This window comes from Halorubrum xinjiangense (assembly GCF_900102375.1).
Taxonomy (GTDB): domain Archaea; phylum Halobacteriota; class Halobacteria; order Halobacteriales; family Haloferacaceae; genus Halorubrum; species Halorubrum xinjiangense.
Genome location: NZ_FNBO01000005.1, coordinates 25,696 through 50,904 on the forward strand (window position 1 = coordinate 25,696; position 25,209 = coordinate 50,904).

The following is a 25,209-nucleotide window of genomic DNA, read 5'->3' on the forward strand; positions in this document are numbered from 1 at the left end:
CGGTTAAGACTCACGTCCGCCCGAACACGGGAGAAAGGAGCGGCGAACGCGACACCGCAGGCCCCGGTCACGCGACCGGGACAGCGACGGCCGCTGCCGTCACGACGTCGATTCCCGCCGTCGCGCCGTCGACCACCGCGGGCGACATCGAGTCGACGAAATCGAAGAGGCCGCCGAGCGAGTCCGCGTTTTCGACGAGCTGGTCGCGCGCGTCGAGCAGGGCTCGGAACCGCTCCGGCTCGCGAGCGAGGACGAACCGACCGACCGTCGCGCCAGTCGCGAGGAACGCGAGGAGGGCAAGCGCCCGCGAGATCGCGAGCAGCTTCAACAAAAGCGGGAGCGCCAGCGCGAGCGCGAGCGCGGCGACGACCCCCGTGACAACCTCGCCGAGCGACCCCCCATCGGCGAGGTCGACGACGCCCGCGCCGGAGAGCAGGACGAACCCGCCGACGAGCAGGGCGAGCGACCCCCACATGAACGCCGCGAGGAGCCGGACCGGGCCGTCGTACCCGTTCCCGGTGTCGTCCGGCACGTCGTCGTGGACCCACGGGTTTCGCATACGCGCAGTCGAGCGTCGACCCTGATATAGATCGCTTCAGATCTCGGAAACGCGCGGCGTGAAACCGAGCGGCTACTCTCCGGGACGCCGTCCGGTCATCCACTCGCTTGCCTGCGGTTCGGCCGGGTCGGTGACGACCTCGACGAGCGCCGGGCCCTCCCGGGCGCGGGCGCGCTCAACGGCGTCGCCGACGGCGTCGCGCTCGCGGACGCGCTCAGCGGGCAGGCCCATCCCGGACGCGACCGCGACGAGGTCGAGCCCGGCCTCGGCCCAGCCGTAGGCGCCCTCGGGGAACGCGTAGGATCGCGACGCCTCCTCGCTGATGATCGCGTAGTCGTCGTTGTTAAGCGCGACAACGGTGACGTCGACTCCCTCGCTCGCCAGCGTGTGGAGCTCGTGGACGCACATCATGAGCCCGCCGTCGCCGGTGAGGGCGACGACGTCGCGGTCCGGGTTCGCCAGCTTGGCGCCGATCGCTGAGGGGAGACCGGTGCCCATCGTCGCCCACGAGCCCGGATTGACGTACGACCGCGGGCCCGCCGCGGGGAACGAGACGAGGGTCCACAGCCTGAATCCGCCCGCGTCGGCGGTGACAATCGCGTCCTCCGGCGCCGCGTCGCGCACCGCAGAGAGGACCTCGACCGAGCGGAGAGGGCGGTTGTCGCCGCCGCCGTCGTGGCCCTCGTCGCCGCCGCCGTCGCGCCCCTCGTCGCCGCTCGACCCCGACAGCGCCGCGAACCGCTTGCGGTCGGCGGCGCGGACCGATTCGGCGCGCTCGGCGCCAGCGCGGTCGGGAGCCGCCGCCCGTTCGTCGTCGGCCGAAGCGGCGTCGAGCCGCTCGTCAAGCGCGCGCAGGAAGCGGTCGGCGTCGGCGACGACGCCGAGATCGGTCTCGTAGCCGAACCCCACGTCGTCGCCGTCCAGCGTGACGTGGACCAGTGTTTCGGGCATGGAGACGGACCACGAGGCGGTCGCGACCGCGTCGAGGTCGGATCCGACGACGAGGCCGACGTCGGCGTCCGCGAGGAGGTCACGGAGCTCAGTGCTGGCGCCGCCACAGAGGACCCCTGCGGATAGCGGGTGTGTCTCCGGAAGCGTCCCCTTCCCCTTGTACGTCGTCACGACCGGCGCGTCCAGCCGTTCGGCGACCGACCGGAGGGCACCGCTCGCGCCCGAGCGCCTGACGCCGCCGCCGGCGAGGACGACGGGCGAGGCCGCGTCGGCGAGCAGGTCCGCGGCCTCCGCGACAGCCTCTGCGGGCGGCGCCGGCGGCGGCGACGGGTCTCGGTCGCCGACCGCCGGCTGCGGGGTCCGGCCCGCGAGGACGTCCTTCGGGATACCGACGCGAACCGGTCCCTGTGGGTGTTCGCGGGCGGTCCGGATCGCCTCGAGGACGGCCGGGACCGCGCCCGCGGGCGAGTCGACAAGGACGTTCTCCTTGACCACGGTGTCGTACGTCTCCGGCGGCGTCTCGTGGATGCCGTCGCCGCCGCGGACCGACCGCTCCGTCTCGACAGCGAGGTGGAGCAGGGGGACGCAGTCGTTCAGGGCGTTTTTTAACCCGTTCATCGCGTTCGTATCGCCCGGGCCGGGGACGACGCAGGTGGCGGCCATCGCTCCCGGGTCGCTCGTCTCGGCGTACCCCCACGCCTGGTGCGGGACGGCGGTCTCGTGGCGGGCGACGACGAACCGCGCGTCGCGGTCGGCGAGCGCTCGGTTCAGCGGGAGGGTCTGCTTCCCGGGGATCCCGAAGACGGTGTCGACGCCGCGGTCGAGCATAGCGTCGACGACCGCCTCGGCGACTGTCGGGCACAGGTCGGCGTCCCCGTCCGCGGCGTGCGAGGGCTCGTCAGCGTCCATGTCGCGAAGTCGCCGGAGTGCGTGTTGAAAGCTTCGCCCGCCGCCGGTCCGCGAGCGGTACCCGGTGACCGGCGCGGGAGGCGCGACGGCGAGGCCCCGCGGTACATGCACACTTATCTTCACGTGCGCTGTCATATGGTATGTATGCGCTTACCAGAAACTCGTGACCTGTTCGCGAGGAAGCTACAGTTTCCGGCGCCCCGAGAGGAGGTGCTGGAGACGGTCGGCGACACGGAGCTGTCGCCGCCGGACGGAGAGCCGACGACGATCAGGGCGGTCATCGACCGCTCAGACGTCGAGTCGTTCGACTCGGCGGACGACCTCTACGACACGCTGATGATGCTCGTCGGCGCCCAGTTCATCGGCCGCCGGTACTACGACGACCGCGGCGGAATGCCGGGGGACGAGGAGAACGAGGTGAGTTTCTGATGTCCGTCACGCTCGTGTCGGGGGTCAACGGCGTCGGCCTCTCAAGCGTCTGTCAGGCGGTCCGACGCGGACTCGGAGACGGGTACAAGCTGATCAACTTCGGGGACGTGATGCTCGAACAGGCGGCGGCGATGGGTATCACGACCGAGCGGGCCAAACTCGGCACGCTCTCGCAAACCGAGACGCGTCGCCTCCAGCGTCGCGCGGGCGAGTTCGTCGCCGAGGAGGCGAAGACGACGAACGTGATCCTCTCGACGCACCTCGCGGTCGAAACGCGGACCGGCTACGTTCAGGGGCTCCCGGTCGAAGTGCTTCAAGACGTCTCCCCGGACGCGTTCGTCCTCGTGGAGGCGGAGCCGGCGACGATCCTCGAACGGAGGCTGGAGAGCGACCGCGACCTCGGCGGGGTCACGGAACGCCAGATCGACTTCGAGCAGGACCTCAACCGGTCCGCGGCGCTCCAGTACGCGAGAGACCAGAACGCGCCCGTCCGGTTCGTCCAGAATGAGGGGGAGATCGAAGAGGCGGCCGAGCGCCTGGCAGACTCGCTGTAACCGGCCAACACGGGTTGGTCAGCGCCCCGAACCGAGGGGCTAGCGCCGGGTGGCGGGGGGACCGCGTCCCAAGTCACTCCGCGACGTTCGTCTCGCGGACGCGAACGCCCTTCCGACCGAGGTGCCGCATCTGCCGCTGGGCGAACTCCTCCTCGCTCGACCCGCGCGTCGCGAGGACGTAGACGAGCGCGGAGCCGGTCGGTCGCATCGTGCGGCCGGCGCGCTGTGACCCCTGTCGCCGGGAGCCGCCGAGGCCGCTCGCGACGACCGCGAGCTCCGCGTTCGGGAGGTCGATCCCCTCGTCGCCGACCCGGGAGACGACGAGGACGTCGAGGTCGTCGGCGTCGGTAGCCTCGGTGTCGCTTTTCTCCGCCCGGAACCGCCGGAACAGCTCCGCGCGCTCGTGGTGGGGGGTCTCGCCGCTGATGAAGGGGGCGCCAAGCGCGTCCGCGATCGCCTCGCCATGGTCGAGGTACTCGACGAAGACGAGCGCCTTCTTCTCGCGGTGCGCGGCGAGCAGGTAGCGGACCTCTTCGACCTTCGCGGGGTTCTCGGCCGCGAGCCGCCTGCGATCCCGGCCGTCCGCGGCGGCGTACTCGTTGCGGGCCGTCTCGTCGCGCCACGGGACGTACCGGATCTCGACCTCGGGCTCCTGGACGAAGCCGGCCTCGAAAAGAGAGTCCCAGTCGGCGCCGATCGGCTGGCCGATCAGGGTGTAGATCTCCTCCTCGCTGCCGGTCTCGCTGACGGGAGTCGCCGAGAGCCCGAGGCGGTGTTTGCTCTGGAGTTCGGCGGTCCGGGAGTAGACGGGGGCGCTGACGTGGTGTGCCTCGTCGAAGCAGATCAGCCCCCACTCGCGGGAGTCGAAGAGGCTCCGGTGGCGGTCCATCCCGGCGATCTGGTAGGTCGCGATCGTGACCGGGCGGATGTCCTTGGTGCCCCCGTGGTAGAGCCCAATGTCCGCGGGGTCTATCGTCGAGTGGTCGAGCAGCTCCTCGCGCCACTGGTCTGCGAGTTCGCGCGAAGGGACCAGGATGAGCGTCTCGCCGCCCACGGCCGCGATCGTCGCGATCGCGGCGACGGTCTTGCCGGACCCGGGCGGGCCGACGTACACGCCGGACTTGCGGTCGAGGAACTCATCGACCCACGTCGCTTGGTAGTCGCGGAGGTCGGTCGTGAGCTCGATATCCACGGGATCGCCCGTCTCCAGGTCGCGGTCGTCCTCGACGGGGTAGCCAGCGTCGTAGAGCGCGCGCTTCACGGCGGCGACGGCGTCCTCGTTGACCCACGCTTCGGTGTCCGAGATGGGCGCGCGGAGGTGGTCGTCGGCGAGGTGCTGGTCGGCGACGTTCCCCATCAGGGACTCCGAGGCGGCTTCGAGGACGACGTAGTCGTCGGCGTGAGTGTACAAGCGAAAGCGGTGCGCGCGGCGCCACTGATCGCGGACCCAGTCTTCGAGGTGGTCGTAACGCCGCGGGAGGACGGAGCGGAGCGCCCCCACGAGCGCCTCGGCGTCGTCGAACGGCGCGGCCCACACGTCCTCCTGCCGGATCCGATAGAGGTACCCGCGGGTTCCCGGCTCGGTGCCAGTGGTGTCGACGAGGTTCGCGAACTGCGAGAGCCGCGCCCGGGTGTACTGCGTGGGCCGGTCGACGACGATCTCGCGGCGCTTCGGGAAGACCACGACGCGCTCGCGGCTCGCTAACGCGCCCCAGTCGCGCGGGTAGAAGACGACGGGGTCGGCCTCGACGTCGAGCCGGTCCACGTCGCCGCGGTCGACGAGCGCGGCGAGCGCGTCGCGGGCCGCGGCCTGCGTCGTCCCGAGTCGGCGGGCGACCTCGCTCGCGGTCGCGACCGGGCGCTCCTCGGCTTCGAGCGCCTCGTGGAAGCGATCTAAGGAGAGGTCGTCCTCGGGGGTGTCGGAGTCGGTAGGCGCGTCGTCGGTGGGAGCGTCGCCGGCGTCGTCGCCGGTGTCGTCGGTCATCACCGCCGCTTCGGCCGCGACGCGGAAATGGATAGCGTCACCGGGCGAGCGGAATTGGTGACAGTCGGTAGATCGTGACGGGTGGCTACCGCGGTGAACACCGCCAAATCCCCAGCCACTCGCTTATAAATGGTCGATGACGGCTCGAGGGCGAACACCGCCAAAGCCCTAGCCGCTTGCTTATAAATCGTTGACTGCGGATCGGTACCGAACGCCTCCGAAGCCCCAGCCGCTCGGTGTTACGTGTTCGGTTACGCTCCGGAGAACATCTTCAAAGCCCCAGCCGCTCGGTGTTACGTGTTCGGTTACGCTCCGGAGAACATCTTCAAAGCCCCAGCCGCGAGGGCGCCGTACGCTCGCTGCGGTCCTCGGTTGGTCGCTCGCTTCGCTCGCTCCCGCCCTGTGGTCCTTGCGTCGCCTACGGCGCCCTCGCGACTGCCCCTTTGAGTCCCACCCGCGACCGCACCGCAGCCTCGCGCCTCCCCAGCCTCGTCGGGCGCGTCTTCGGGCTTCCTTCGGTCGCCCTCGTCGCGCCCGACTCCCTCGCGCGTGCTGACTCGCGGCCTGTCGGCCGCTCGCAGGCACGCGCCACCGCATCGCGTAGCCACTGGCAAAGAGCGTGACCACTCGGGTGCCTCTCATAAATAGCGGCGCCGACTACCGGCCCGGCGACCGCTGCCGACACCGCCGCGAGGTGATCCCCTCTTTCGAACGGAACCGGCAGCCGCAGTCGGTACAGCGCACGAACGGCTCGCCCGGCTCGGTTTCGAGGCGATGTTCGCCCACCTCGAAGGGGCGAGTCACGGTCCGGGGCCGGATCCGGTCAGGTATGGGGGTCGACGCTGACTCGCTCAGGGCGGCCCGCACGGCGATGGTGTCGACGTCGACGCCGTCCCACCGCGAGGCTTCGAGGGCGGCCTCGCGGTTCGCGACCTCGGTCCACCCCGTGACGACGACCGGGGAGTTCGTCTCCGTGTCGCTCACGACCACGACGAAGCGGACGCCCCCTTCGACGAGGGCGAACCGCCAGCCGTCGGTGCTGTTCCACCGCAGTTGCCCCTCCCGGATCGCGTCGCTCACGGTGCGCGTCGAGACGTACCGACCCGGCTGTTCGAGCCGCTCGCGGAAGTGGTCGGTGAGCGCGTACAGGGAGGGGTCGCGCACGGGGGGATCCTCCGGCGTCCGGGCCGCGGCCTCCCCGCCGTGCGGCGAGTCGACCGACCGATACTCCCCGCTTCGGCCGGTCCGGCCGGATCGGCCGGCCCGTTCGCGGCGGCGCGCTGGCGACTCCGGCGGCGACCGGGGGCGCGCGTCCGGCTGCCGGGTCGCGGCGGCGGTCGTGGAAGCGGTCCGACGCTCCGTCGATCCGGGCCCGAGGGGCTCCGCGTCCCCCGACCCGCCCTGTCGGGATGCCACTACGACACCGTACCGAGCGCGCTCTTAAGTGTGTTACGGCGACACAGGGAGCGCGGCCGCGCCGACCTCGTACCGCGGGAGCGACTCGCACGCCTCGCCGTCGCCGTCGGCGTCGAGGTCGTGCGGATCGTCCGGAGACCGATCGAGGACCGCGTTCGCCTGCGCCTGCGTGTCGAAGTCGCCGCAGTCGTAGTCGCCGTCGTCGGGGAGCGGCGGGAGGTCCTCGTCGTCGACCTCGCTCGCCTCGGTGGGGTAGTCTGACTCGTTGAATTTCCAGAGGCCCACCCCGCGCTCCCTCGCGTCCGCCTCGGCCGCGGCGTACGCGTCCCGCTTCGCGAACTCGGTGTCGTACAGCCGCGCGTACCCCTCGGTCAGCAGGCGCTCGTTGAAGTCCTCGCCGTCGACGTACAGCACCGCGAGCAGGCGCCCGTAGCCCCCGCGGCGGTCGCCGCCGGTCACGACCGTGACCTCCTCACCGGCGAGCTCCGACTCCGCGAACGCCGACGCCTCGGCGCCCCACGCCCGGAGGTGCGCCCGGCCGGCGTCCGTCTCCGGAATCCCCTCGAACTCGTCGGGGGAGGTCGACTCCGCGCTCGTCTCGGGCGTGTCCACGCCGAGGAGCCTGACGGTGTCGACCTCGCCGTTCGGGAACTCGACCTCCATCGTGTCGCCGTCGACGACCCGTACGACCGTGCCCGTCCAGGCTGTGTCGTCCGGATCGTTCGGGTCGATGCCCGTCGGGTCGGCCGGCGGCGAGTCGAGGTCGGCGGTGGGGGAGTCCCCATCGGTTACAGGAACGGGAGCCCCGGCACAGCCGGCTAACGCGAGTACTGCGACGAGCCCAACCAGTCCTCGACGAACACGCATGGAACCCGTGTTATGTCGGTTTCAGTATAAGTGGGTAGGGTAGCCATCCAGTCCACCTGCGTGTTATTACTGAACCAATCCCTCGCCGAAAAGAAAGCCCATACCCGATCGCTGTCGCTCACGAGTCGAAAATCCAGTCCGCACTCCTCGAATTGAACGGTGACTACGGCGCGATATCAGGAAGCGATCGGACCATCTACTTGACGCTCCCGACCGACGTTGTGGGTTCGCAGGGAACCCTACACTCGCTTGAATCCAAGGACTTCCGCTCGGAAGAGCAGTAGCCCCAGACGTTTGGCTGGACGCACCGGAAGGGAGGCAACTGTCCGAGAGATCTGACCACCAATACTCCCCCTCACGAGCGGCGACTGAGACCGGCGTATTGTGGAACGGTAATATTTTTGTCCATTGCTGAATGTAACACCGTATGCGAATCTTCGACACGTTTGGGCACGCTTTTGCCGATATGAAGTCACCACCCGATAAGGAGACGTATTTTCCGACCGATAATCAACCGGTGGTCGATGACCGAATTTTGACATTTTATAGAGAATCAAGGAGAATACCTGACCCTTTAGGGTCAGGATGAATCCGCCAACTCCTACGCAATCAACCGTCGATAGCAGGGCCGGATATTCCACGCCAACCGCCACTATTAACAAAACAGCACGCATAACCAGTTATGAAGCTAGAGATGAGTCGGACCGTCCGAACCTTCGAGGCCACCATCACGAACCAGCAACAGGTTCGTGACGACCTTGATCAACTCGGATGGGCCGCCTCAAAACTCTGGAACGTCGGTCGCTACTACGCACAAGAACAGTGGGACGAAACGGGCGAGATTCCCGATGACGGGGAACTCAAAGCCGAACTCAAACGCCACGAACGCTACACGGACTTACATTCCCAGTCCAGTCAGCGCGTTCTCGAAGAACTCGCTGAAGCGTTCAACGGCTGGTTCGGTAAGCGTCGGAACGGTGATGACCGTGCCAGACCGCCCGGCTACCGCAAAAATGGAGACTCCCACCCGCGTTCAACCGTGTCGTTCAAAGCGGCTGGCTTCAAGCACGACGCACAGTTCACCCGTGTCCGCCTCTCGAAAGGCCGCAACCTCAAAGAACACCGTTCGGACTTCATCCTGTGTGAGTACCAGACTCGCCCGGATGTTGACCTAGCCGAGTGGGACATTCAACAAGTTCGCGCGATCTACAAGCGTGACGAGTGGCGGCTTCAATTCGTCTGTCGCACCGTCATCGACCCGGAACCACCGGGCGACGAGGTGGCCGGTGTTGACCTCGGGATTTGTAACTTCGCCGCCGTCTCGTTCGGCGGTGAATCGGTGTTGTATCCCGGTGGCGCACTCAAAGAGGACGAATACTACTTCACGAAAAAGAAGGCTAAGTGCGACGATTCCTCGTCTCGTGAGGCCGCCCGACTTGACCGCAAGCGGAGGGGTCGTCGGACACACTTCTTGCACGCACTCTCGAAAGCGATTGTCGAGGAGTGCGTCGAACGAGGTGTTGGAACGCTTGTCGTTGGCGACCTCGGCGGCATCCGAGAGGATAATGAGAACGGCGAGTCTCGGAATTGGGGCGATCACGGCAATCTCGACTTGCACGGGTGGGCGTTCGACCGCTTCACGACGCTGCTCGACTACAAGGCGGAAGCCGAAGGCATCGACGTGGAGTTGGTGTCGGAACGCGATACGTCGAAGTCGTGTTCAGCATGTGGTCACACGGATGACAATCAGCGTGTGGAACGTGGGTTGTACGTCTGTGAGGTGTGCGATACGGTTGCGAACGCGGACGTGAACGGTGCGGAGAACATTCGACAAAAGGTACTCCCGAGTCTCGCCACGGATGGCGGCGATAGGGATAACGGCTGGTTGGCACAGCCGGCGGTTCACCTGTTCGACCGCAGCGAGGGCAGTTTCGCCCCGCGAGAACAGGTCGTGAACCGCGAACCGTAATATCCCAACTCAGCGGTGCGGTGCCGTGGGATTCCCGCGTCTTCAGGCGCGGGAGGATGTCAACACTACAGAAGACTGTACGTGAGAGCGCTGTGAGGAAGTCCGCCCTCCCCGAATTGAACTCGCCGAGACAGTCCGGGCGTGCGGCTCGCTTCGCTCGCCGTTCCGGGCTGTGACTCGTCTGCTCAATTCGGGTCGGTCGTCCCTCTCAATCAGCAACCGTTCGCTGTCGCTCACGGTTGCTGAGGTTCAGTCCGCCCTCCCCGAATTGAACGCCGGAAGACGCGCTCGCTTCGCTTCGCGCGACTTCCGAGCCCTCGTTCGCTCCGCTCACGAGGACGGGGGACAAGTCGATCTACAGTCGGCTACGAATCGGCTGGAAAGGAAGTCCGCCCTCCCCGAATTGAACGGGGGACAAGTCGATCTACAGTCGACTGCTCTACCAGGCTGAGCTAAGGGCGGTTACCGAAACATAGCCACCGGATTCGACTTAAGGGTTCCCTTTCAGAGCAGGTGTGATCCGCCGTGCCGCGGCCCCGATCGCCGGACCTGAACGCCGTTCTCGTCGCGTCCGGACCGCCCTCAGCGCGCGGCAATTAAGTCGCTCGCGGCGGGAGCGGGGACATGGCCGACGGTGACGACAGACAGGCGACGTTCGGGTCGGACGGGAGCCTCGAAACCGAGACGACGCCGGACGCGACGGGCGAGAACGACTTCGGCGAGGAGAAGGCGGCCAACGAGACCGACGGCGGGTACAGCCGCTACGTCGTCTCCAGCCTCCTCCAGAAGGCGGTCCGGCGCTCCGACGAGGAGGTGGCCGCGTGGGCGGCCTGGGAGCTGGCCCGTTCGGGGTACGCGTGGAACCTCTGGGACCGGCTCAACCTCTACGTCGTCGAGGACCTCCGCGCCGGCGACGAGGTCGCGCTCCTGATCGAGCGCTACGAGGCGCTCGCCACCGAGCGCTGGGAGCCCGACGCGTGGAAGGGTCGCCTCTGTGCGATCCACGCCGCGCTCGCGGCCGCCCGCGCCCGCTCGACGCGAGAGGCGTCGAACGCGGACGCCTACTTCTCCGCCGTCGCCGACGTTCGGGCCGAGGCCCGCGAGCGCGGCGAGGCGCCCGCCCACGACTTCCCCGTCGGCGACCTCGAACCGGAGGGGAGATTCGACGCCGTCTTCGACGGCCACACGGGCGAGGGATCGAAGCGCGGGCGCGGCACCCGGTTCTTCAAGACCCACGGCGCCCGCGTCGGCCCGGAGGGCGAAGATGACCAGAGCGCGCGCTGGCAGCGCCTCGCGATGCTGCTCGACGGGGAAATCGAGTACGACGCCGACGAGCTCGACCGAGCCGTCGAGCCCGTCGACCCCGACGACCCGTGGGGCGAGTCGAATTTGGAGGCCGAGAGATCGAACGGGAGCGACGCGACCGGATCGAGCGCGAGTGACGACGACGAGGATACAGACGACGACCGCGGCGACGACGACGGTTCGCTCAGCGACTTCGCGGAGTGACCGGGAACCGGTTCGTCGACGCCGTCGAGGATTTCGGCCTCACGCCTTCCCGGAGCGAGCGACCGCGGTCAGGGTCGCGAGCGCGACGGCGATCGCCCCGGCAGCCGCGCCGAACCCGGGCGCTCCATCGTCGGTGGCCTCGCTCGTCCCCTCGGCCTTGTCCGTCTCGAGGTCGCTCGTCTCGGTCCCGTTCGCGCCGCTCGCTTCCGACTCCGGTGGCGTCTCATCGACGGCGGCCCCCACGGCGGCGGGCGCGTCGACGACGCCGTGCCCGTACCGGTGGTCGGGCGCCGTCTCGTTCTCGGGGTGGACGGCGGTGTCGACGAGCGCCGACTCGATCGCGGGAGCCGCGACGCGACCGTCGGTCGCCGCCACCGCGAGCGCCGCGACCCCGCTCACGTGCGGCGCCGCCATGCTCGTCCCCTGCCGGAAGACGTAACTACCGCGCGTGCCGGCAGCGGCGCTCGCGATCCGGACGCCCGGCGCGGTCGCGTCGGGGACGACGTACGTCGCCGGCCAGTCGTCCGGATGCTCGCCGAACGCGGCGCTCGCGTTGATCCGCTGCCCGCCCGAGAACGGCGGGACCCGTCCGTCCTCGTCGACCGCGCCGACGGCGACCGCGTCGTACGCGTTGGCGGGCGACGAGGACGTGTTGGCGCCCTGGTTGCCGACCGCCGCGACGACGACGGTCCCTGTCGCGCGGGCGTTCCTGACCGGCCCGACGAACCCGCGGAACGTGCCGTTCGCGCCGAGGCTCAGTTGGAGCACGTCGGCGTCGGCCGCGACCGTCGCGTGTTCCATCGACGCGACGACGCCGGCAAACGTCGCCGTCCCGTTCTCCTCGAACGCGTCGATCCCGTAGAGCGTCGCCTCGGGCGCGACGCCGATGTATGTCCCCGAGGCGTTCCCGCCCGTCGCCGTCCCCGCGACGTGGGTCCCGTGGCCGTCCGGGTCGCTCGCGTCCGCGACGTCGTCGCTCACGAGCGTCCCGTTCCCGTCGAACGACGCCCAGCCCGCGAGGTCGACGTCCCGGTGTCCCGGGTCGACGCCGGTGTCGACGACCGCGACAGTCGCGCCCGCGCCCCGAGTGTCGAACCGCTCCCACGCGGTCGGCGCGCCGATCCGCCGCACCCCGGCAACGGCTCGGCCGCTCGGGTCGGCGCCGATCTGCGGGTTCGCGGTGGGCTGGGCCCCATACTCGGCATCGGCCTTGATCGGCTCGATGGCGACGTTCTCGTGGATCCGGGTGACGTTCTCGACCGCGCGAAGGTCGGCCGCCGTCACGTTCTCCGCGTCGACGGAGACGAGCAGCGCGTTCGCCAGCCAGAACTCGCGTTCGACCGCGATCCCGGGACGCGAGGCCGCGAACGACTCGAAGGCCGCCCGCTCGGCGGCGGCGTGGTCGCGCAGGTCGGCGACGGTCGCGCTCGCGTTCGCGCCGGGGGCGGGGACGCCCTCCGTCGCGCCGAGCGCCGCGGGGTCGTCGACCGGGTCGAACCGCACCACGAGTTCGACCGTCCCGTTCTCGCCGTCGAGCGGCGACCCGGTCCGCTCGGTCGTCGAGGGTGGCCCGTCGAGCGTCGACGCGGCGGGGTCGGCGGCCGCGACGCCGGTGGCCCCGGCCGCGAGCGCGACGGCCCCGGCCGCGAGCGCGACGACGCCGACCGCGAGCGCGAGCGCGACTGCGACGCGGACCCGGGGAGTGCGGAACCGGGACCGGCCCTGCCCGAGTGACCCCCGCGTCGGCTCCTCTCGCGACGGACGCTCCATTACCCGTGTCCTTCGAGGGTCGGCGCAAATACCTTCTGCTCAGGCGGGCGGAGAGCGCCGCGCGTTCGCCGATCCCCGCTTCCGCCAACCCTTATCTGTCGGGCCGCGTTATGTCGAGTATGACAAACGTCGTAATCGTCGGCGGTGGACCCGCCGGGCTGAGCGCCGGACTGTTCGCGGGCAAGAACGGCCTCGACGCCACCCTCTTCGACACGGACGGGACGTGGATGCACAAGGCGCACCTGTTCAACTACCTCGGCGTGGGCTCCGTCGGCGGCAGCGAGTTCATGGCGACCGCGCGCCAGCAGGCCGACGACTTCGGCGTCGACCGCCACCAGGGCGAGGAGGTCACCGGCGTCGAGGACGCCGGCGACGGCTTCACGGTCTCGACCGAGGACGGCGAGTACGACGCCGACTACGTCGTCCTCGCGACGGGCGCGAACCGCGACCTCGCGGAGGCGCTCGGTTGCGAGTTCGACGACGACGACACCGTCAGCGTCGGCGTCTCGATGGAGACCAGCGTCGAAGGCGTCTACGCGACCGGCGCGATGGCCCGCGCCGAGGAGTGGCAGGCGGTCATCTCCGCGGGCGACGGCGCCGCCGCCGCGCTCAACATCCTCTCGAACGAGAAGGGCGAGCACTACCACGACTTCGACGTCCCCGACACCGCGGCGTCGGTGTTCGGCGACCTGATCGACGACGAGTAATACGGCTCTTTTCGGGCGCGTCTTCCCACACTGGCGGTCCTTCCCCCTCCGCTCAGCGGCGCGACAGGCGACGACGGAGCGCTCCCGCCGCGCGTCGAACCCCCTGGCCGACCCGCATCGCACCGAACGCGCCGCGCACGAACCAGTCTGTCGGGATCCGCTCGGGGAACGTCAGCGGGCCGACCCGCGAGACACCGACGGTCCGCGTCTCAGTGTATCGCCGGATCCCCTCCGGACCGTGCCGGCGCCCGAGCCCGGAGTCGCCGAACCCGCCCATCGGCGCGTCGTTTGCGCCCCACGTCGCGAGGAACGCGTCGTTGACGTTCACCGTGCCGCAGTCGATATCGCGAGCGAGCGCGGCGCCGCGCTCGCGGTCGCCGGTCCAGACGCTCGCGTTGAGGCCGTAGGGGGAGTCATTCGCGGCCGCGACCGCGGCCTCGGCGTCCGGGACCGGTGTCACCGCGGCGACCGGGCCGAACGTCTCCTCACAGGCGAGCGTCGCGTCCGGGTCGACGCCGGTCAGGACCGTCGGCTCGTAGCAGTACGGCGCCACGTCGGGTCGAGCGCGACCCCCGGTCTCGACGGTCGCACCGCGCTCGCGGGCGTCCTCGACGTGCGACTCGACGCGCGCCAACTGGTCGCCGTCGACGAGCGAGCCGAGGTGGGCGTCGTAGTCGTAGCCGATCCCGAGGGTCAGCGCCTCGGTCTCGCGGACGAACGCGTCGAGGAAGGCGTCGTAGGCGGACTCGACGACGTAGATCCGCTCTGCGGAGAGACAGAGCTGGCCCGCGTTCGAGAAGCAGGCCTGGACCGCGCCGCGGGCGACCTCGTCGACGTCGGCGTCCCCGAGCACGACGAGGGGGTTGTTGCCGCCGAGCTCCAGCGAGCAGCCGATCAGGTTCCGGCCCGCGCGCTCGGCGATCGTCCGCCCGACCGCCGTGCTGCCGGTGAACGCGACGTAGTCGACCGCGTCGATCAGCGGCGGCCCGACGGTCTCCCCCTCGCCGGTGACGACCTGGAAGAGGTCGTCGGGGAGGCCGGCGAGCTCCAGCAGCTCGGAGAGGAGCAGCGCCCCATAGGGGGTCTTCTCGTCCGGTTTCAGCACGACCGCGTTGCCCGCGGCCAGCGCGGGGATCGCGTCGGCCATCGACAGGGTGAGCGGGTAGTTCCACGGCGAGATCACCCCGACGACGCCGACCGGCTCGCGCGTGACCGTCGCGGTCGTGATCCCGGGCGCGACTCCGCGCCGACGCTCCTCGGCGAGCGCGTCCGGCGCCTCGCTCGCGACGTACGCGCAGCCGCTCGGCACGTCGAAGAGCTCCTCGACCGCGGTGCGCCGGGACTTCCCGGTCTCCAGCTGGAGGACGTCGAGCAGCTCCTCGCGGCGGTTCGCCACGAGGTCGCCGAACCGGTCGACGATCCGCGCGCGCTCGGCGGCCGGTACCTCGGCCCACGCCGACTGCGCCTCGCGGGCGCGCTCGACCGCGGCGTCGACGTCGCTCGCGTCGCAGGCCGGGACGCTCCCGATCCGCTCGTCGGTCGCCGGGGCGAACACGTCGAGCGCGTCGGGGTCGCCCGCCGGGTCGTCGGCCCGGTCGTCGGCGTCGGCTGCGGGACGTGAGCGCGCCACGCGCTCGGCGAGACCGTCGAGCCGCCGCGCCGCGAGCGTCGGGGCGTCACCGACCGCGGTTGGGGGATCCGTCGAGGACATCAGATACCGATCGAACGGTCGGCGGAGGGAAAGCCGTACCGGCGGTTGATGGAAAGCCGTACCGGCGATCGAGGAGAAATCCGATCTGCCGTCGAGAGGGGGCGGACGTGGCGGCCTGTCGGTCAGTCCGTCGACGTTCCGGTTTCGTCGACGGATTCGACGTCCGCCGCGACGGCGTCCGGCGACGCGCCGTGTTCGGAGAGCATGTCTGTCACTTCGAGCAGCAGGGACACGACGAGGGGGCCGACGATGACGCCGACGGCGCCCACCGTGAGGATGCCGCCGACGAACCCGACGAAGTAGAGCCCGGGGGATATCTTCCCGGTCCAGCCGGCGAGTCGGGTTCGGATCACCGCGTCGGGGACGAAGGCGACGACGACGAGCCCGATCACCAGCACGGCGACGGCCCGCACGGTCTCGCCGACGAGGAAGTCGCCGGCGCCGAGCGCCACGACGAGGACGCTCGGGCCGACGACGGGGATGAACTGGAGGATGCCGGCGATGACGGCCAGCAGGACCGGCGAGCCGTACCCGAGGAGCCGGAACACCGCGAACGCGAGGACGAAGGTCCCGGCCGCGGTCGCGGCCTGGAGCACGTAGATCGAGTACAGCGTCCGTCGCGTCCGCTCGTGGAGCCGAGACGGGATATCGTGGTACTCTTCGGGGACGATGCCGAAGACCGCCGTTTCGACGGCCGTCGGCCGGTAGAGGATCCCGTACACGAGGAACGTGAACACGACGAGCTCCAAGACGAGCACCGGCGCCGCGCCCGCGACCGCGAACGCGACTCCCCTGACCCACGTCTCGGCGGCCGCGGCGAACGGCGCGATCTCGACGACCGTCTCGAACCCGCCGACGCTGATCGGGACGACGTCGGGGATCGCTTCGAGGATGTCGATCAGCTGCGACCGCCGCCGGTAGAGCGCGTACAGCAGCGGCGCCACGAGGAGCGTGGCGCCGACGAACGCAACGGCGGTGGCGGCCGCGCACGCGATCCGGCGCGAGAGGCCGCGTGCGACGAGCCGTTGACGGAGGGGGTAGAGGACGTACGCGACGGTGACCGCGAACACGACGGTCCGCAGCACCTCCGCCAGCACGACCGCCGCGAGCGCCGCAAGGGCGAGGAGCAGCACGCCCAACAGCCGTTGCCGGTTGAGAACCATGCCGTCGTGTCGCGATCGGCGAGGAAAGTCGTTGCGGTGGGGGCCCGCGACCGCGAGCCGCAATTTAAATATCCGCGACCGGCAGCGACGATAGCTTATAAACAACAATGCGGTGGCGCGTGCCTCCGAGTGGCCGCCAAAGGCGGCCGCGAGGAGCACGCGCGAGGGACGTGGTGAGTGAGGGGCGACCGCAGAGAGCCCCGAGCGAACCGCGAGGCTGGGGAGGCGTGAGGTGCTGTGCGGTTGCGGTCGGGTGGGACTCAAAGGGGCAGCCGCAAGGCGGGCGCAGGGGAAGCAAGCACTGGAGCGAGGGAGCGAACGGAGTGAGCGACCGAGTGAAGCGCGCAGCGAGCGTGCGCCCGCCTTGCGGCTGGGGCTTTGGCGGTGTTCACCGTCGATCCACGGCCAACAATTTATAAGCGAGCGGCTGGGGCTTCGGCGGTGTTCACCGTCGATCCACAGCCAACGATTTATAAGCGAGCGGCTGGGGATTTGGCGGTGTTCACCGCCGATCCACTATCAGCTGTTTATAAGCAATCCACGAAGGTTTGGAAGCGTTCCTTGTCAAATCAATGAAGCACCAATACCGAACACGCCGGCCCGCACCTCGATTACCACCGGCAACCACAGCACCTAACCTCGCGCCCGCCCGATACCGGGTATGCGCATCGACCCGTTCGGCCTCGAACGCTGGTTCGCGGAGTACGAACACGAGGCTGACATCATGCTGGCCGAGAGCGGCATCCGGTCGCTCGACGCGAGTCGGTTCGACCTCGACCCGGGGAAGCTCGGCTACGTCATCCCGACGAACGGCGACCCCGAGTTCCGGGCATCCGTCGGCGACCGCTATGAGCGATCCGCCGACGAGGTGCTGTTCACCTGCGGCACGCAGGAGGCGAACTTCCTGACGTTCCTCTCGCTTTTAGCCGACGAGGGCGCCGTCGACGGTGGAAATGGAGAATCCGGCGTCGGCTCCGGCACCCACGCCGTCGTCGTCACCCCCACCTATCAGGCGCTCCACGCCGTCCCGGACGCGTTCGGTGACGTGACCCGCGTCGAGCTAGAGCCGCCGGCGTGGGAGCTGGACCCCGAGGCGGTCGCCGACGCCGCCCGCGACGACACCGCCGTGATCGTCGTCAACAACCCGAACAATCCAACCGGGCAGTACCACGACGAGGCCGCGATGCGGGCGGTGTACGACGTCGCCGTCGAGCGCGACGCCTACCTGCTCTGCGACGAGGTGTACCGCCTGCTCGCCGAGGATCCGCAGCCGCCGGTCGCGAGCTACGGCGCGCACGGCATCTCCACCACCAGCCTCACGAAGGCGTACGGGCTCGCCGGGCTCCGCTTCGGCTGGATCGCCGGCCCGGAGCCCGTCGTCGAGCGCGCGTGGCGCTGGAAGGACTACACGACCATCTCGCCGAGCCTGTTCGGGCAGCACGTCGCCAAGCAGGCCATGGGGCGGCGCGAGGACCGCATCCTCTCGGAGAACCGCGAGCTGGCGGCCGCACACCGCGATCGGGTCGCGGACTGGGTCGACGACCACGACCTCGACTGGCTCGACCCGGTCGGTGTCAACGCGTTCGTGACGGTTCCAGACGGCTTCGCGGACGCGGAAGAGTTCTGTCGAACCGTCGTCGAGGAGGCCAGCGTCGTCCTCGCGCCCGGGCACTTGTTCGGCTTCCCGGACCGGTTCCGGATCGGGTTCGGACTGCCGACCGAGGAGCTGGAGGACGGCCTCGACCGCGTGAGCCGCGTGATCGAGGCGCACGCGACGGAGGCCGACTCGGCCGCGGCGTCCGGGGGTGACGCCTGATGGGGTTCTTCGGCGACCTCAAAGACGACGTGGTCGAGTTCGTCCGCGACCCCACCGACGAGCAGAAGATACTGCTGACGGCGGCGCTCGCCATCGCGGTCGCTGACCGGTTCCTCTACTTCAACGACATCCCGTTCGTCGTCCGGACGACGGCCGCCGTCGGGGTCGGCTTCATCGTCATGTTCCTCGTCAGCTACCTGTACACGGGCCAGCTCGTCCCGCCGGACGGCAACGTCGGCGACGACGAGGAGCCGGAGGAGTACGTCGACGAACTCGATCCCTGACCGGCGCGGGCACCGTCCGACGAGCCCTCGACCGTTGCGAGCAGCGCCCGGCCAACGCACGACCACTCCCGGCGCTGACCGGCGAGCGCCCGCCCGACGGCGTTCCAAACCGTTTATACCCGCCCCGCGGGAAATGGCGTTTATGCCGCGAGAGCAGAAGCAGGTTCGCGAACTCCAGGAGGGCAGCTACGTGATGATGGACGACGCGCCCTGTAAGATCAATCACTACAGCACCGCCAAACCCGGCAAACACGGCAGCGCGAAGGCCCGCGTCGAGGGGAAGGGCGTCTTCGACGATAAGAAGCGCTCGCTCTCGCAGCCGGTCGACGCGAAGGTGTGGGTCCCGATCATCGAGCGCAAGCAGGGCCAGGTCGTCAACGTCAGCGGCGACGAGGTCCAGGTGATGGATCTGGACACCTACGATACGTTCACCATGCGCATCCCCGAGGGCGAGGACTTCACCTCGGACGACAACATCGAGTACCTCGACTACGAGGGCCAACGGAAGATCATCGGGTAGTCGGCATGTTCCCCGGGGCGACGACCGACCGCGAAGCTGCTTCCTACGTGGTCGTCGGCGCTCCGCTCGACGCCACGACCACTTTTCAGCCTGGCACCCGGTTCGGACCGGACCGAGTCCGGCGATTCGCCGAGAGCTACGACGACTACGACCGCCGCACCGACAGCCGCTTCTCCGCACTGGGCGTCCACGACGCCGGCGACGTGCGCCCGTGGGACGACGTGCCGGCGTACCTCGACCACCTCGCCGCCGAGCTGCGGAGCGTCGTCTACGACGACGCCGTCCCGCTCCTCCTCGGCGGCGAGCACACCGTCACGTACGCGGGTGTCGACGCCGTCGACCCCGATGTCCTCGTCGTCGCCGACGCGCACCTCGACCTCCGCGACGCGTACGACGGAAATCCGTGGAATCACGCCTGCGTCACGCGCCGGTGTCTCGACGACCTCGGCGTCGACCGCGCCGTGATCGTCGGCGCCCGGACCGGCTCGGAGGCGGAGTGGGACCGCGCGGCCGACGCCGACGTCGAGGTCGTCGCGCCCGAGGACGCCCGCGAATGGGTTGACGGGCTCGACCGCGAGGACGAGTTCGGGGAGGACTCCGTCTACTGTTCGGTCGACATCGACGCCCTCGACCCCGCCTACGCCCCCGGAACGGGGACCATGGAGCCGTTCGGGCTCGAACCCCGTGAGGTCCGCGACCTCGTTCGGGCCGTCGCGCCCCGAGCCGAGGGGTTCGACGTCGTCGAGGTGAACGACCGCGACGGCGGGCAGGCGGCGGCGCTGGCCGCCAAGCTGCTGCGGGAGTTCGCGTTCGCGCACGCGACCGCGGCCGCGACCAACGACGGCCGCCCGGACGACGCGAGATAGCGGACGGCCTGACCGACGCGGGGCTGACAACGGGACGCGCCCGCGGTTCCGAGTCCTACGACAGCTCCGAGAGCCGTCGGCGCGCGGCGGTCACCGCCTCCATCGCGTCGATCCACTCGCGAGGGTCGGTACACCAGATACGGTCGCCCTCGACGCTGACACAGAAGACGGAGTCGCCGGAGGGCGACAGCGTGACGCGGTCGACGTCCGGGCGGTCGCCGAGGTACGCGTCGATGAGCCGTCGGGCGGTCTCCGCCTCCGACCGGAGGCGGTTCCCCGCGGCGTACTCGATGGCTATCTCTGCCATGGGCGAGCGTTAGTCCTACACGATTAATAACCATTGTTTTCTGGCAGCGATTGCGGCTACCTCCTAGGCCCGTCGCTCAGCGCCGCGTGCGGCAGCGTCGCTACCGTCCGTCAAACACGATCTCGCCGTCGACGACCGTCAGCGCGACGTCGATCTCGTCGATCGCGCCGTCGCGCTCCCACGGCGAGGCGTCGAGCGCGACGAAGTCGGCCCGCTTCCCGGCCTCGACCGTCCCGAGTCGGTCCTCGTCGAAGCCGGCGTACGCGGCGCCGCTCGTGTACGCGCGCAGCGCCTCGGTGACGGTGAGCCGCTGCGCCGCAGCGGGGGCGGTGACAGCTTGGTGGACGCCGAAGAGCGGGTCCATCGGCATCCCGTCGGAGCCGAACGCGAGCTCGACGCCCGCGTCGAGCATCTCGCGGTAGCGGTTCGTCCGGGCCGTCCGCTCTTCCCCCAGTCGCTCCTCGTAGAGGCCGCCCTCTCGGGCCCACTTCAGGAAGTTCGGCTGGACGCTCGCGACGATGCCCGTCTCCGCGAGCCGCTCGATCGCGTCGTCGTCGGCCAGTTCGACGTGCTCGACGCGGTGGCGCGCCTCGCCCGCGTCGGTCCGCGATGCCTCCTCGTAAGCGTCCAACACGGCGTCGACCGCCTCGTCGCCGATAGCGTGGGCGGTGAACTGGAAACCCGCCTCGGTCGCGTCCGCCACCGTCTCGTTCAGCTCCTCGGGAGCGACGACCCACTGGCCGGTCTCATCGGGCGCGTCCGCGTACGGTTCCGAGAGGCGCGCGGTCCGACCGCCGAGGCTCCCGTCCGTGTATGACTTGATCGCGCCGGTCTGGACCATCTCGCTCCCGGCGTTCGTCGCGAGGCCGACCTCCCGGGCCGCGTCGAGGTGGTCGCTCCAGTAGTTGATCCGGACGCGGGCGGTGAGCTCCCCCGCCGCGTCGAGGTCGCGGTATACTCGCGGGGCGTGCGAGTCCCGGACCATGTCGTGGAAGCCGGTAATCCCGCGTTCGGCGCAGTGTTCGAGCGCGGCCTCGACGACCGCGCGCGTTTCGGCCGGCCCCGGCTCGACGGCCCGGTAGATCGGGTCGATGGCGGCCTCGAGGAGGACGCCGCTCGGCTCGCCGTCGCCGTCGGTCGGCACCGTCTCGTCGGGCGCGTCGGCGAGGGCATCCGCGAACCGGTCGAGCGCGACGCCGTTGACGGCCGCGACGTGCATGTCCTCGCGGAACGCCGCGACCGGGCGCTCGGTCGAGACCCGGTCGAGGTCCGCGCGGGTCAGGTAGCGCGACTCGTCCCACGTCGACTCGTCGTAGCCGTAGCCCAGCACCCAGTCCCCGGTTTCGTCGCTCTCCCCTCCGCTCCCCTCCGATTTCACTTCCGCCGCGCGCTCGGCGAGCACGTCGACGGCGTCGTCCGGGGAGTCGGCCGCGGAGAGGTCGGCGTGGACGAGGTAGCGGCCGACGGTGGTCAGGTGGGTGTGGGCGTCAACGAACCCGGGGAGGAGGACGCGCCCGTCGAGGTCGACCACGTCGGTGTCGACGCCCGCGAGCAGCTCCACGTCGTGGGTCCGCCCGGTCCGAACGACCTCGCCGTCGCGTACGGCGACGGCCTCGCGGACCGCGTCGCCGCCGTCCGCGTCGCCGCCGTCCGCGTCGTCGCCGTCCGCGTCGCCGCCGTCATCCGGGTCCGCGAGCGTGTGTACCTCCCCGTTCACGAAGATCCGGTCCGCGGCCTCGGTCATGGGAATTCGGGGACACACAGCGTGTTAACCGTTCGGGAAACGGCGACCGATTTATTCGGTCGCCCGGCGAACCCCCGCGTATGTACGACAACGTCCTCTTACCCACCGACGGCAGCGTCGGCGTCGACCGCGCGATCGACCACGCGATCGACGCCGCCGACCGCTACGACGCGACGCTCCACGTCCTCTACGTCGTCGACAGCGACGTGGTGAACGCCTACTCGGGCGACGAGTTCGTCGACGGCGCCGAGGGCGCCGAGGAGACGCTCGAGGAGACCGGACGGGAGGCGCTCGACGCCGTGGCCGAGCGCGCCCGCGACGCGGGCGTGGAGACCGCCACCGCCCTGCGGTACGGCGTCCCCCACGAGGAGATCCTCCGGTACGCCGACGAGGAAGACGTCGACCTCACGGTGATGGGATCGAAGACGCGCTCCGGTGACTACCGCCGGATGCTCGGCTCCGTCACCGAGCGCGTCTCCCGGCAGTCCCCCGCGCCGGTGAGCATCGTGAAGACGACCGTCGACGCCTGAGCGGCGTCGACACCCGAGGCGCACGGGCGACGCCAGCCCCCGCGTCGTTTATAAATAGTTCCGCACGTCGCTCGCGACCGCCGAGAGCGCCGCCTCCGCGGCGTCCACCCGGTCCGCGAGGCTACAGAACCCGTGCGCCATCGCCGGATAGTGCCGGTGTTCCACCGGGGTCCCCTCGCGCTCGAACCGCTCCGCGAGCGCGGCGCCGTCGTCGCGCAGGGGGTCGAACCCGGCGGTGACGACCGTCGCGGGCGGCAGGTCGCCCAGATCGCGCGCTCGAAGCGGGACCGCGTAGGGGTTCGCGGCGTCGACCGGACTCCGGAGATACCGCTCGTAGAACCACCGCATGTCGTCGCGGGTGAGCAGCGGGCCGTCGGCGTTCTCCCGGTAGGAGTCCGTCTCGAAGTCGTAGCCGGCGATCGGGTAGAGGAGGAACTGGCCCGAGGGCCGGGGGAGGTCGCCGAACTCCCGGGCGCGGAGCGACGCCGCGACCGCGAGCGCGCCGCCGGCGCTGGTACCCGACACCCCGATCCGGTCGGGGTCGACGCCGAGCGCGGCCGTAGCCTCCGTTACCCACTCGACCGCCGCGGCCGCCTCGTCGACCGCGACCGGGAACGGGTGTTCCGGAGCGAGCCGGTAGTCGACGGAGACGACGACGGCGTCGGCGCGGACCGCGAGCTCGCGGCAGATCCCGTCGACGGAGTCGAGCGTCCCGAGCGTCCACCCGCCGCCGTGGAAGTGGACGAGTGCGCGAGGGTCCGCTGAGTGTTCAACGGTGCTTTCGGGGCGATACACTCGAACCGGCACCTCGCCGTGGGGCCCGTCGAACGCGAAATCCCTCACCTCGGCGACTGGCGGTTCGGGGGGCCCGGAAAACAGGTCGTCTTCCAGGCGGCGGGCGGCGTCGACGGAGAGGTCGCTCCACGCGGGGAGCCCCAGCGACTCGATCTCGGCGACCGCCGCGGCGAGGTCCGGGTCGAGTTCGGCCGCGCGCATACCGGTGCGAGGCGGTGGGCCTTTGTAAGTCGGTCGGCAACTGCGGGCGATGGACGTTCGCGTGACCTACGAGGACGGGACGATCCGGGTCGACGCGGACGCCGACCTCGCGCCCGACGCGCTCCCGCCGCTGCCCGGGGTCGAAACCGATCCCCGCACCGGGACCGGTCGCGCGCCGGCGCACCGCTACGCCGAGCTCCGGCGCGCGCTTCAGGTGGCCGGCGTCTCCGTCGAGGACCGTGTCCTCGCCGCGAGCGACCGCGCCGCCGAGGCGGCCGGGCTGCCGGACGCGCTCGTCACGGACTACGAGCTCCGCGAGTACCAGCGGGAGGCGTTGGACGCGTGGCGCGACGCGGGCGACCGGGGCGTGATCGAGCTCCCGACCGGCGCCGGCAAGACCGTGATCGCGATCCGCGCGATGGTCGAGCTCGGCGTCCCGACGCTCGTCGTCGTCCCCACGGTCGACCTGCTCGACCAGTGGCAGCGCGAGTTAGCGCGCGAGTTCGACGTGCCGATCGGCCGCTTTGGCGGCGGCGAGCAGCGCCGCGAGGCGGTCACGGTGTCGACGTACGACTCCGCGTACCTGAAGGCGGACGGCGTCGGCGACGCCTTCGAGCTCGTCGTCTTCGACGAGGTCCACCACCTCGGCGGCGAGGGGTACCGCGACGCCGCCCGCCTCCTCGCGGCGCCCGCGCGGCTCGGGCTCACCGCCACCTTCGAACGCCCGGACGGCGCCCACGAGGTCGTCGCCGACCTGGTGGGCGACCGCGTCTACGCGCTCGACGTCGACGACCTCGCGGGCGACCACCTCGCGCCCTACGACATCCGGCGGATCGAGGTGGAACTCACCGACGTGGAGCGTGAGCGCTACGACGAGAAGCAGGGCACCTTCGTCGAGTACGTCCGCGACGCGGGGATCACGTTCACGAGCGGGAGCGACTACCAGGAGCTCGTCAAGCGCTCGGGCAACGACCCGGCCGCCCGCGAGGCGCTCCTCGCGAAGCAGGATGCCCGCGAGATCATGATGAACGCCGACCGCAAGGTCGACCGGCTCGCGGAGATCCTCGACCGGCACCGCGACGACCGCGTGATCGTGTTCACGGCCCACACCGACCTCGTCTACCGCCTCTCCGACCGCTTCCTGTTGCCCGCGATCACCGCCGAAACGGGCGCGAAAGAGCGCCGCGAGATCCTCGAACGCTTCCGCGACGGCACCTACGGGCGAGTCGTCGCCGCGAACGTCTTAGACGAGGGGGTCGACGTGCCCGACGCCAACGTCGCGGTCCTGCTCTCCGGGTCGGGCAGCGAGCGCGAGTTCACCCAGCGGCTCGGCCGCGTGCTCCGCCCGAAGGAAGACGGCGGTCGCGCGACGCTGTACGAACTCGTCAGCGCCGAGACCGCCGAGGAGCGGGTGGCGAGTCGGCGACGATAAACCGGAACGGTCGAGATGCGACATTTAAATGACTGTGAGCGATGCCGACAATTGCTTATAGATGACGATGCGGTGGCGCGTGCCTGTGAGGCCGCTTTGCGGCCGAGCAGCACGCGCGAGGGACGCGGCGACCGGAGCGAAGCGGAGGGAGCCGCGAGGCTGGGGAGGCGTGAGGTGCGGTTGCGGTGTGGGGCGGGACTCAAAGGGGCAGCCGCG

At 70.1% G+C, this 25,209-nt stretch carries 23 protein-coding genes and 1 tRNA gene; 12 read left to right on the plus strand and 12 right to left on the minus strand.

Going from position 1 to position 25,209, the window contains the following annotated elements; all coding sequences use genetic code 11:
- Nucleotides 1-67 precede the first annotated feature (67 nt).
- Nucleotides 68-559: a hypothetical protein gene (locus F3H13_RS07335; protein WP_149798393.1), complete on the minus strand. Its 492-nt coding sequence runs from the start codon at nucleotides 557-559 to the stop codon at nucleotides 68-70.
- A 72-nt stretch (nucleotides 560-631) separates the two neighbouring features.
- On the minus strand, nucleotides 632-2,419 hold the full coding sequence (locus F3H13_RS07340) for a thiamine pyrophosphate-binding protein (protein WP_149798394.1): 1,788 nt from the start codon (nucleotides 2,417-2,419) through the stop codon (nucleotides 632-634).
- 144 nt (nucleotides 2,420-2,563) lie between these two features.
- Between F3H13_RS07340 and F3H13_RS07345 the strand changes: the two genes are divergently transcribed.
- Nucleotides 2,564-2,848, plus strand: coding sequence for a DUF5789 family protein (locus F3H13_RS07345; protein ID WP_149798395.1), 285 nt, complete (start codon nucleotides 2,564-2,566; stop codon nucleotides 2,846-2,848).
- Nucleotides 2,848-3,402, plus strand: coding sequence for an adenylate kinase (locus F3H13_RS07350; protein ID WP_149798396.1), 555 nt, complete (start codon nucleotides 2,848-2,850; stop codon nucleotides 3,400-3,402). Before F3H13_RS07345 ends, F3H13_RS07350 begins: the two co-directional genes overlap by 1 nt.
- A 73-nt stretch (nucleotides 3,403-3,475) precedes the next feature.
- Here F3H13_RS07350 and F3H13_RS07355 read toward each other — a convergent pair whose 3' ends face one another.
- From F3H13_RS07355 to F3H13_RS07365, 3 genes are all read right to left on the minus strand, one after another.
- Nucleotides 3,476-5,386 carry a DEAD/DEAH box helicase gene (locus tag F3H13_RS07355; protein WP_149798397.1) on the minus strand — a complete coding sequence of 637 codons (1,911 nt, stop codon included), beginning with the start codon at nucleotides 5,384-5,386 and terminating at the stop codon, nucleotides 3,476-3,478.
- 657 nt (nucleotides 5,387-6,043) lie between these two features.
- Nucleotides 6,044-6,802, minus strand: coding sequence for a hypothetical protein (locus F3H13_RS07360; RefSeq protein WP_149798398.1), 759 nt, complete (start codon nucleotides 6,800-6,802; stop codon nucleotides 6,044-6,046).
- Between the two features lie 33 nt (nucleotides 6,803-6,835).
- Nucleotides 6,836-7,669: a thermonuclease family protein gene (locus tag F3H13_RS07365; protein WP_149798399.1), complete on the minus strand. Its 834-nt coding sequence runs from the start codon at nucleotides 7,667-7,669 to the stop codon at nucleotides 6,836-6,838.
- A 427-nt stretch (nucleotides 7,670-8,096) separates the two neighbouring features.
- Here F3H13_RS07365 and F3H13_RS16175 point away from each other — a divergent pair, with 427 nt between their 5' ends.
- Together F3H13_RS16175 and F3H13_RS07370 are read left to right on the plus strand one after the other, a co-directional pair.
- Nucleotides 8,097-8,258, plus strand: coding sequence for a hypothetical protein (locus tag F3H13_RS16175; protein WP_188128020.1), 162 nt, complete (start codon nucleotides 8,097-8,099; stop codon nucleotides 8,256-8,258).
- Nucleotides 8,259-8,363: 105 nt separating this feature from the next.
- The gene (locus tag F3H13_RS07370; protein ID WP_149798554.1) at nucleotides 8,364-9,638 is read left to right on the plus strand and encodes an RNA-guided endonuclease InsQ/TnpB family protein; all 1,275 of its coding nucleotides are present in this window, start codon (nucleotides 8,364-8,366) and stop codon (nucleotides 9,636-9,638) included.
- 388 nt (nucleotides 9,639-10,026) lie between these two features.
- Here F3H13_RS07370 and F3H13_RS07375 read toward each other — a convergent pair.
- Nucleotides 10,027-10,100 (minus strand) — tRNA-Tyr (locus F3H13_RS07375).
- Between the two features lie 162 nt (nucleotides 10,101-10,262).
- Between F3H13_RS07375 and F3H13_RS07380 the strand changes: the two genes are divergently transcribed.
- Nucleotides 10,263-11,147: a hypothetical protein gene (locus F3H13_RS07380; protein ID WP_149798400.1), complete on the plus strand. Its 885-nt coding sequence runs from the start codon at nucleotides 10,263-10,265 to the stop codon at nucleotides 11,145-11,147.
- 39 nt (nucleotides 11,148-11,186) lie between these two features.
- On the opposite strand, the gene F3H13_RS07385 is transcribed toward F3H13_RS07380, so the two are convergent.
- Complete coding sequence (locus tag F3H13_RS07385; protein ID WP_149798401.1) at nucleotides 11,187-12,917, minus strand: S8 family serine peptidase; 1,731 nt, start codon at nucleotides 12,915-12,917, stop codon at nucleotides 11,187-11,189.
- A gap of 119 nt (nucleotides 12,918-13,036) precedes the next feature.
- On the opposite strand from F3H13_RS07385, the gene F3H13_RS07390 reads away from it, so the two are divergent.
- A complete protein-coding gene (locus F3H13_RS07390) occupies nucleotides 13,037-13,624 on the plus strand; it encodes an NAD(P)/FAD-dependent oxidoreductase (protein ID WP_149798402.1) in 588 nt (195 codons plus the stop codon).
- A 52-nt stretch (nucleotides 13,625-13,676) separates the two neighbouring features.
- On the opposite strand, the gene F3H13_RS07395 is transcribed toward F3H13_RS07390, so the two are convergent.
- Both F3H13_RS07395 and F3H13_RS07400 read right to left on the minus strand, forming a co-directional pair.
- The gene (locus F3H13_RS07395; RefSeq protein WP_149798403.1) at nucleotides 13,677-15,335 is read right to left on the minus strand and encodes a succinic semialdehyde dehydrogenase; all 1,659 of its coding nucleotides are present in this window, start codon (nucleotides 15,333-15,335) and stop codon (nucleotides 13,677-13,679) included.
- Nucleotides 15,336-15,457: 122 nt separating this feature from the next.
- Nucleotides 15,458-16,498 (minus strand): AI-2E family transporter, encoded by a 1,041-nt coding sequence (locus F3H13_RS07400; RefSeq protein ID WP_149798404.1) that lies wholly within the window; start codon nucleotides 16,496-16,498, stop codon nucleotides 15,458-15,460.
- A 661-nt stretch (nucleotides 16,499-17,159) separates the two neighbouring features.
- On the opposite strand from F3H13_RS07400, the gene F3H13_RS07410 reads away from it, so the two are divergent.
- From F3H13_RS07410 to speB, 4 genes are all read left to right on the plus strand, one after another.
- Entirely contained in the window at nucleotides 17,160-18,314 is a 1,155-nt protein-coding gene (locus tag F3H13_RS07410) for an aminotransferase class I/II-fold pyridoxal phosphate-dependent enzyme (RefSeq protein WP_149798406.1), read from the plus strand.
- A complete protein-coding gene (locus F3H13_RS07415; protein WP_149798407.1) occupies nucleotides 18,314-18,598 on the plus strand; it encodes a hypothetical protein in 285 nt (94 codons plus the stop codon). The genes F3H13_RS07410 and F3H13_RS07415 overlap by 1 nt, the downstream gene beginning before the upstream one ends.
- Before the next feature lie 142 nt (nucleotides 18,599-18,740).
- Nucleotides 18,741-19,118, plus strand: coding sequence for a translation initiation factor IF-5A (locus tag F3H13_RS07420; RefSeq protein WP_017344606.1), 378 nt, complete (start codon nucleotides 18,741-18,743; stop codon nucleotides 19,116-19,118).
- A gap of 5 nt (nucleotides 19,119-19,123) precedes the next feature.
- Nucleotides 19,124-19,984 carry an agmatinase gene (speB, locus tag F3H13_RS07425; RefSeq protein WP_149798408.1) on the plus strand — a complete coding sequence of 287 codons (861 nt, stop codon included), beginning with the start codon at nucleotides 19,124-19,126 and terminating at the stop codon, nucleotides 19,982-19,984.
- A 55-nt stretch (nucleotides 19,985-20,039) separates the two neighbouring features.
- On the opposite strand, the gene F3H13_RS07430 is transcribed toward speB, so the two are convergent.
- Both F3H13_RS07430 and F3H13_RS07435 read right to left on the minus strand, forming a co-directional pair.
- The gene (locus tag F3H13_RS07430; protein ID WP_149798409.1) at nucleotides 20,040-20,291 is read right to left on the minus strand and encodes a SelT/SelW/SelH family protein; all 252 of its coding nucleotides are present in this window, start codon (nucleotides 20,289-20,291) and stop codon (nucleotides 20,040-20,042) included.
- Between the two features lie 100 nt (nucleotides 20,292-20,391).
- Nucleotides 20,392-22,035: an amidohydrolase gene (locus F3H13_RS07435; RefSeq protein ID WP_149798410.1), complete on the minus strand. Its 1,644-nt coding sequence runs from the start codon at nucleotides 22,033-22,035 to the stop codon at nucleotides 20,392-20,394.
- Nucleotides 22,036-22,115: 80 nt separating this feature from the next.
- On the opposite strand from F3H13_RS07435, the gene F3H13_RS07440 reads away from it, so the two are divergent.
- Nucleotides 22,116-22,565 carry a universal stress protein gene (locus F3H13_RS07440; RefSeq protein ID WP_149798411.1) on the plus strand — a complete coding sequence of 150 codons (450 nt, stop codon included), beginning with the start codon at nucleotides 22,116-22,118 and terminating at the stop codon, nucleotides 22,563-22,565.
- Nucleotides 22,566-22,613: 48 nt separating this feature from the next.
- Here F3H13_RS07440 and F3H13_RS07445 read toward each other — a convergent pair whose 3' ends face one another.
- Nucleotides 22,614-23,561 (minus strand): alpha/beta hydrolase, encoded by a 948-nt coding sequence (locus F3H13_RS07445; RefSeq protein WP_149798412.1) that lies wholly within the window; start codon nucleotides 23,559-23,561, stop codon nucleotides 22,614-22,616.
- Between the two features lie 49 nt (nucleotides 23,562-23,610).
- Between F3H13_RS07445 and F3H13_RS07450 the strand changes: the two genes are divergently transcribed.
- Complete coding sequence (locus F3H13_RS07450; protein WP_149798413.1) at nucleotides 23,611-24,993, plus strand: DEAD/DEAH box helicase family protein; 1,383 nt, start codon at nucleotides 23,611-23,613, stop codon at nucleotides 24,991-24,993.
- Nucleotides 24,994-25,209 lie beyond the last annotated feature (216 nt).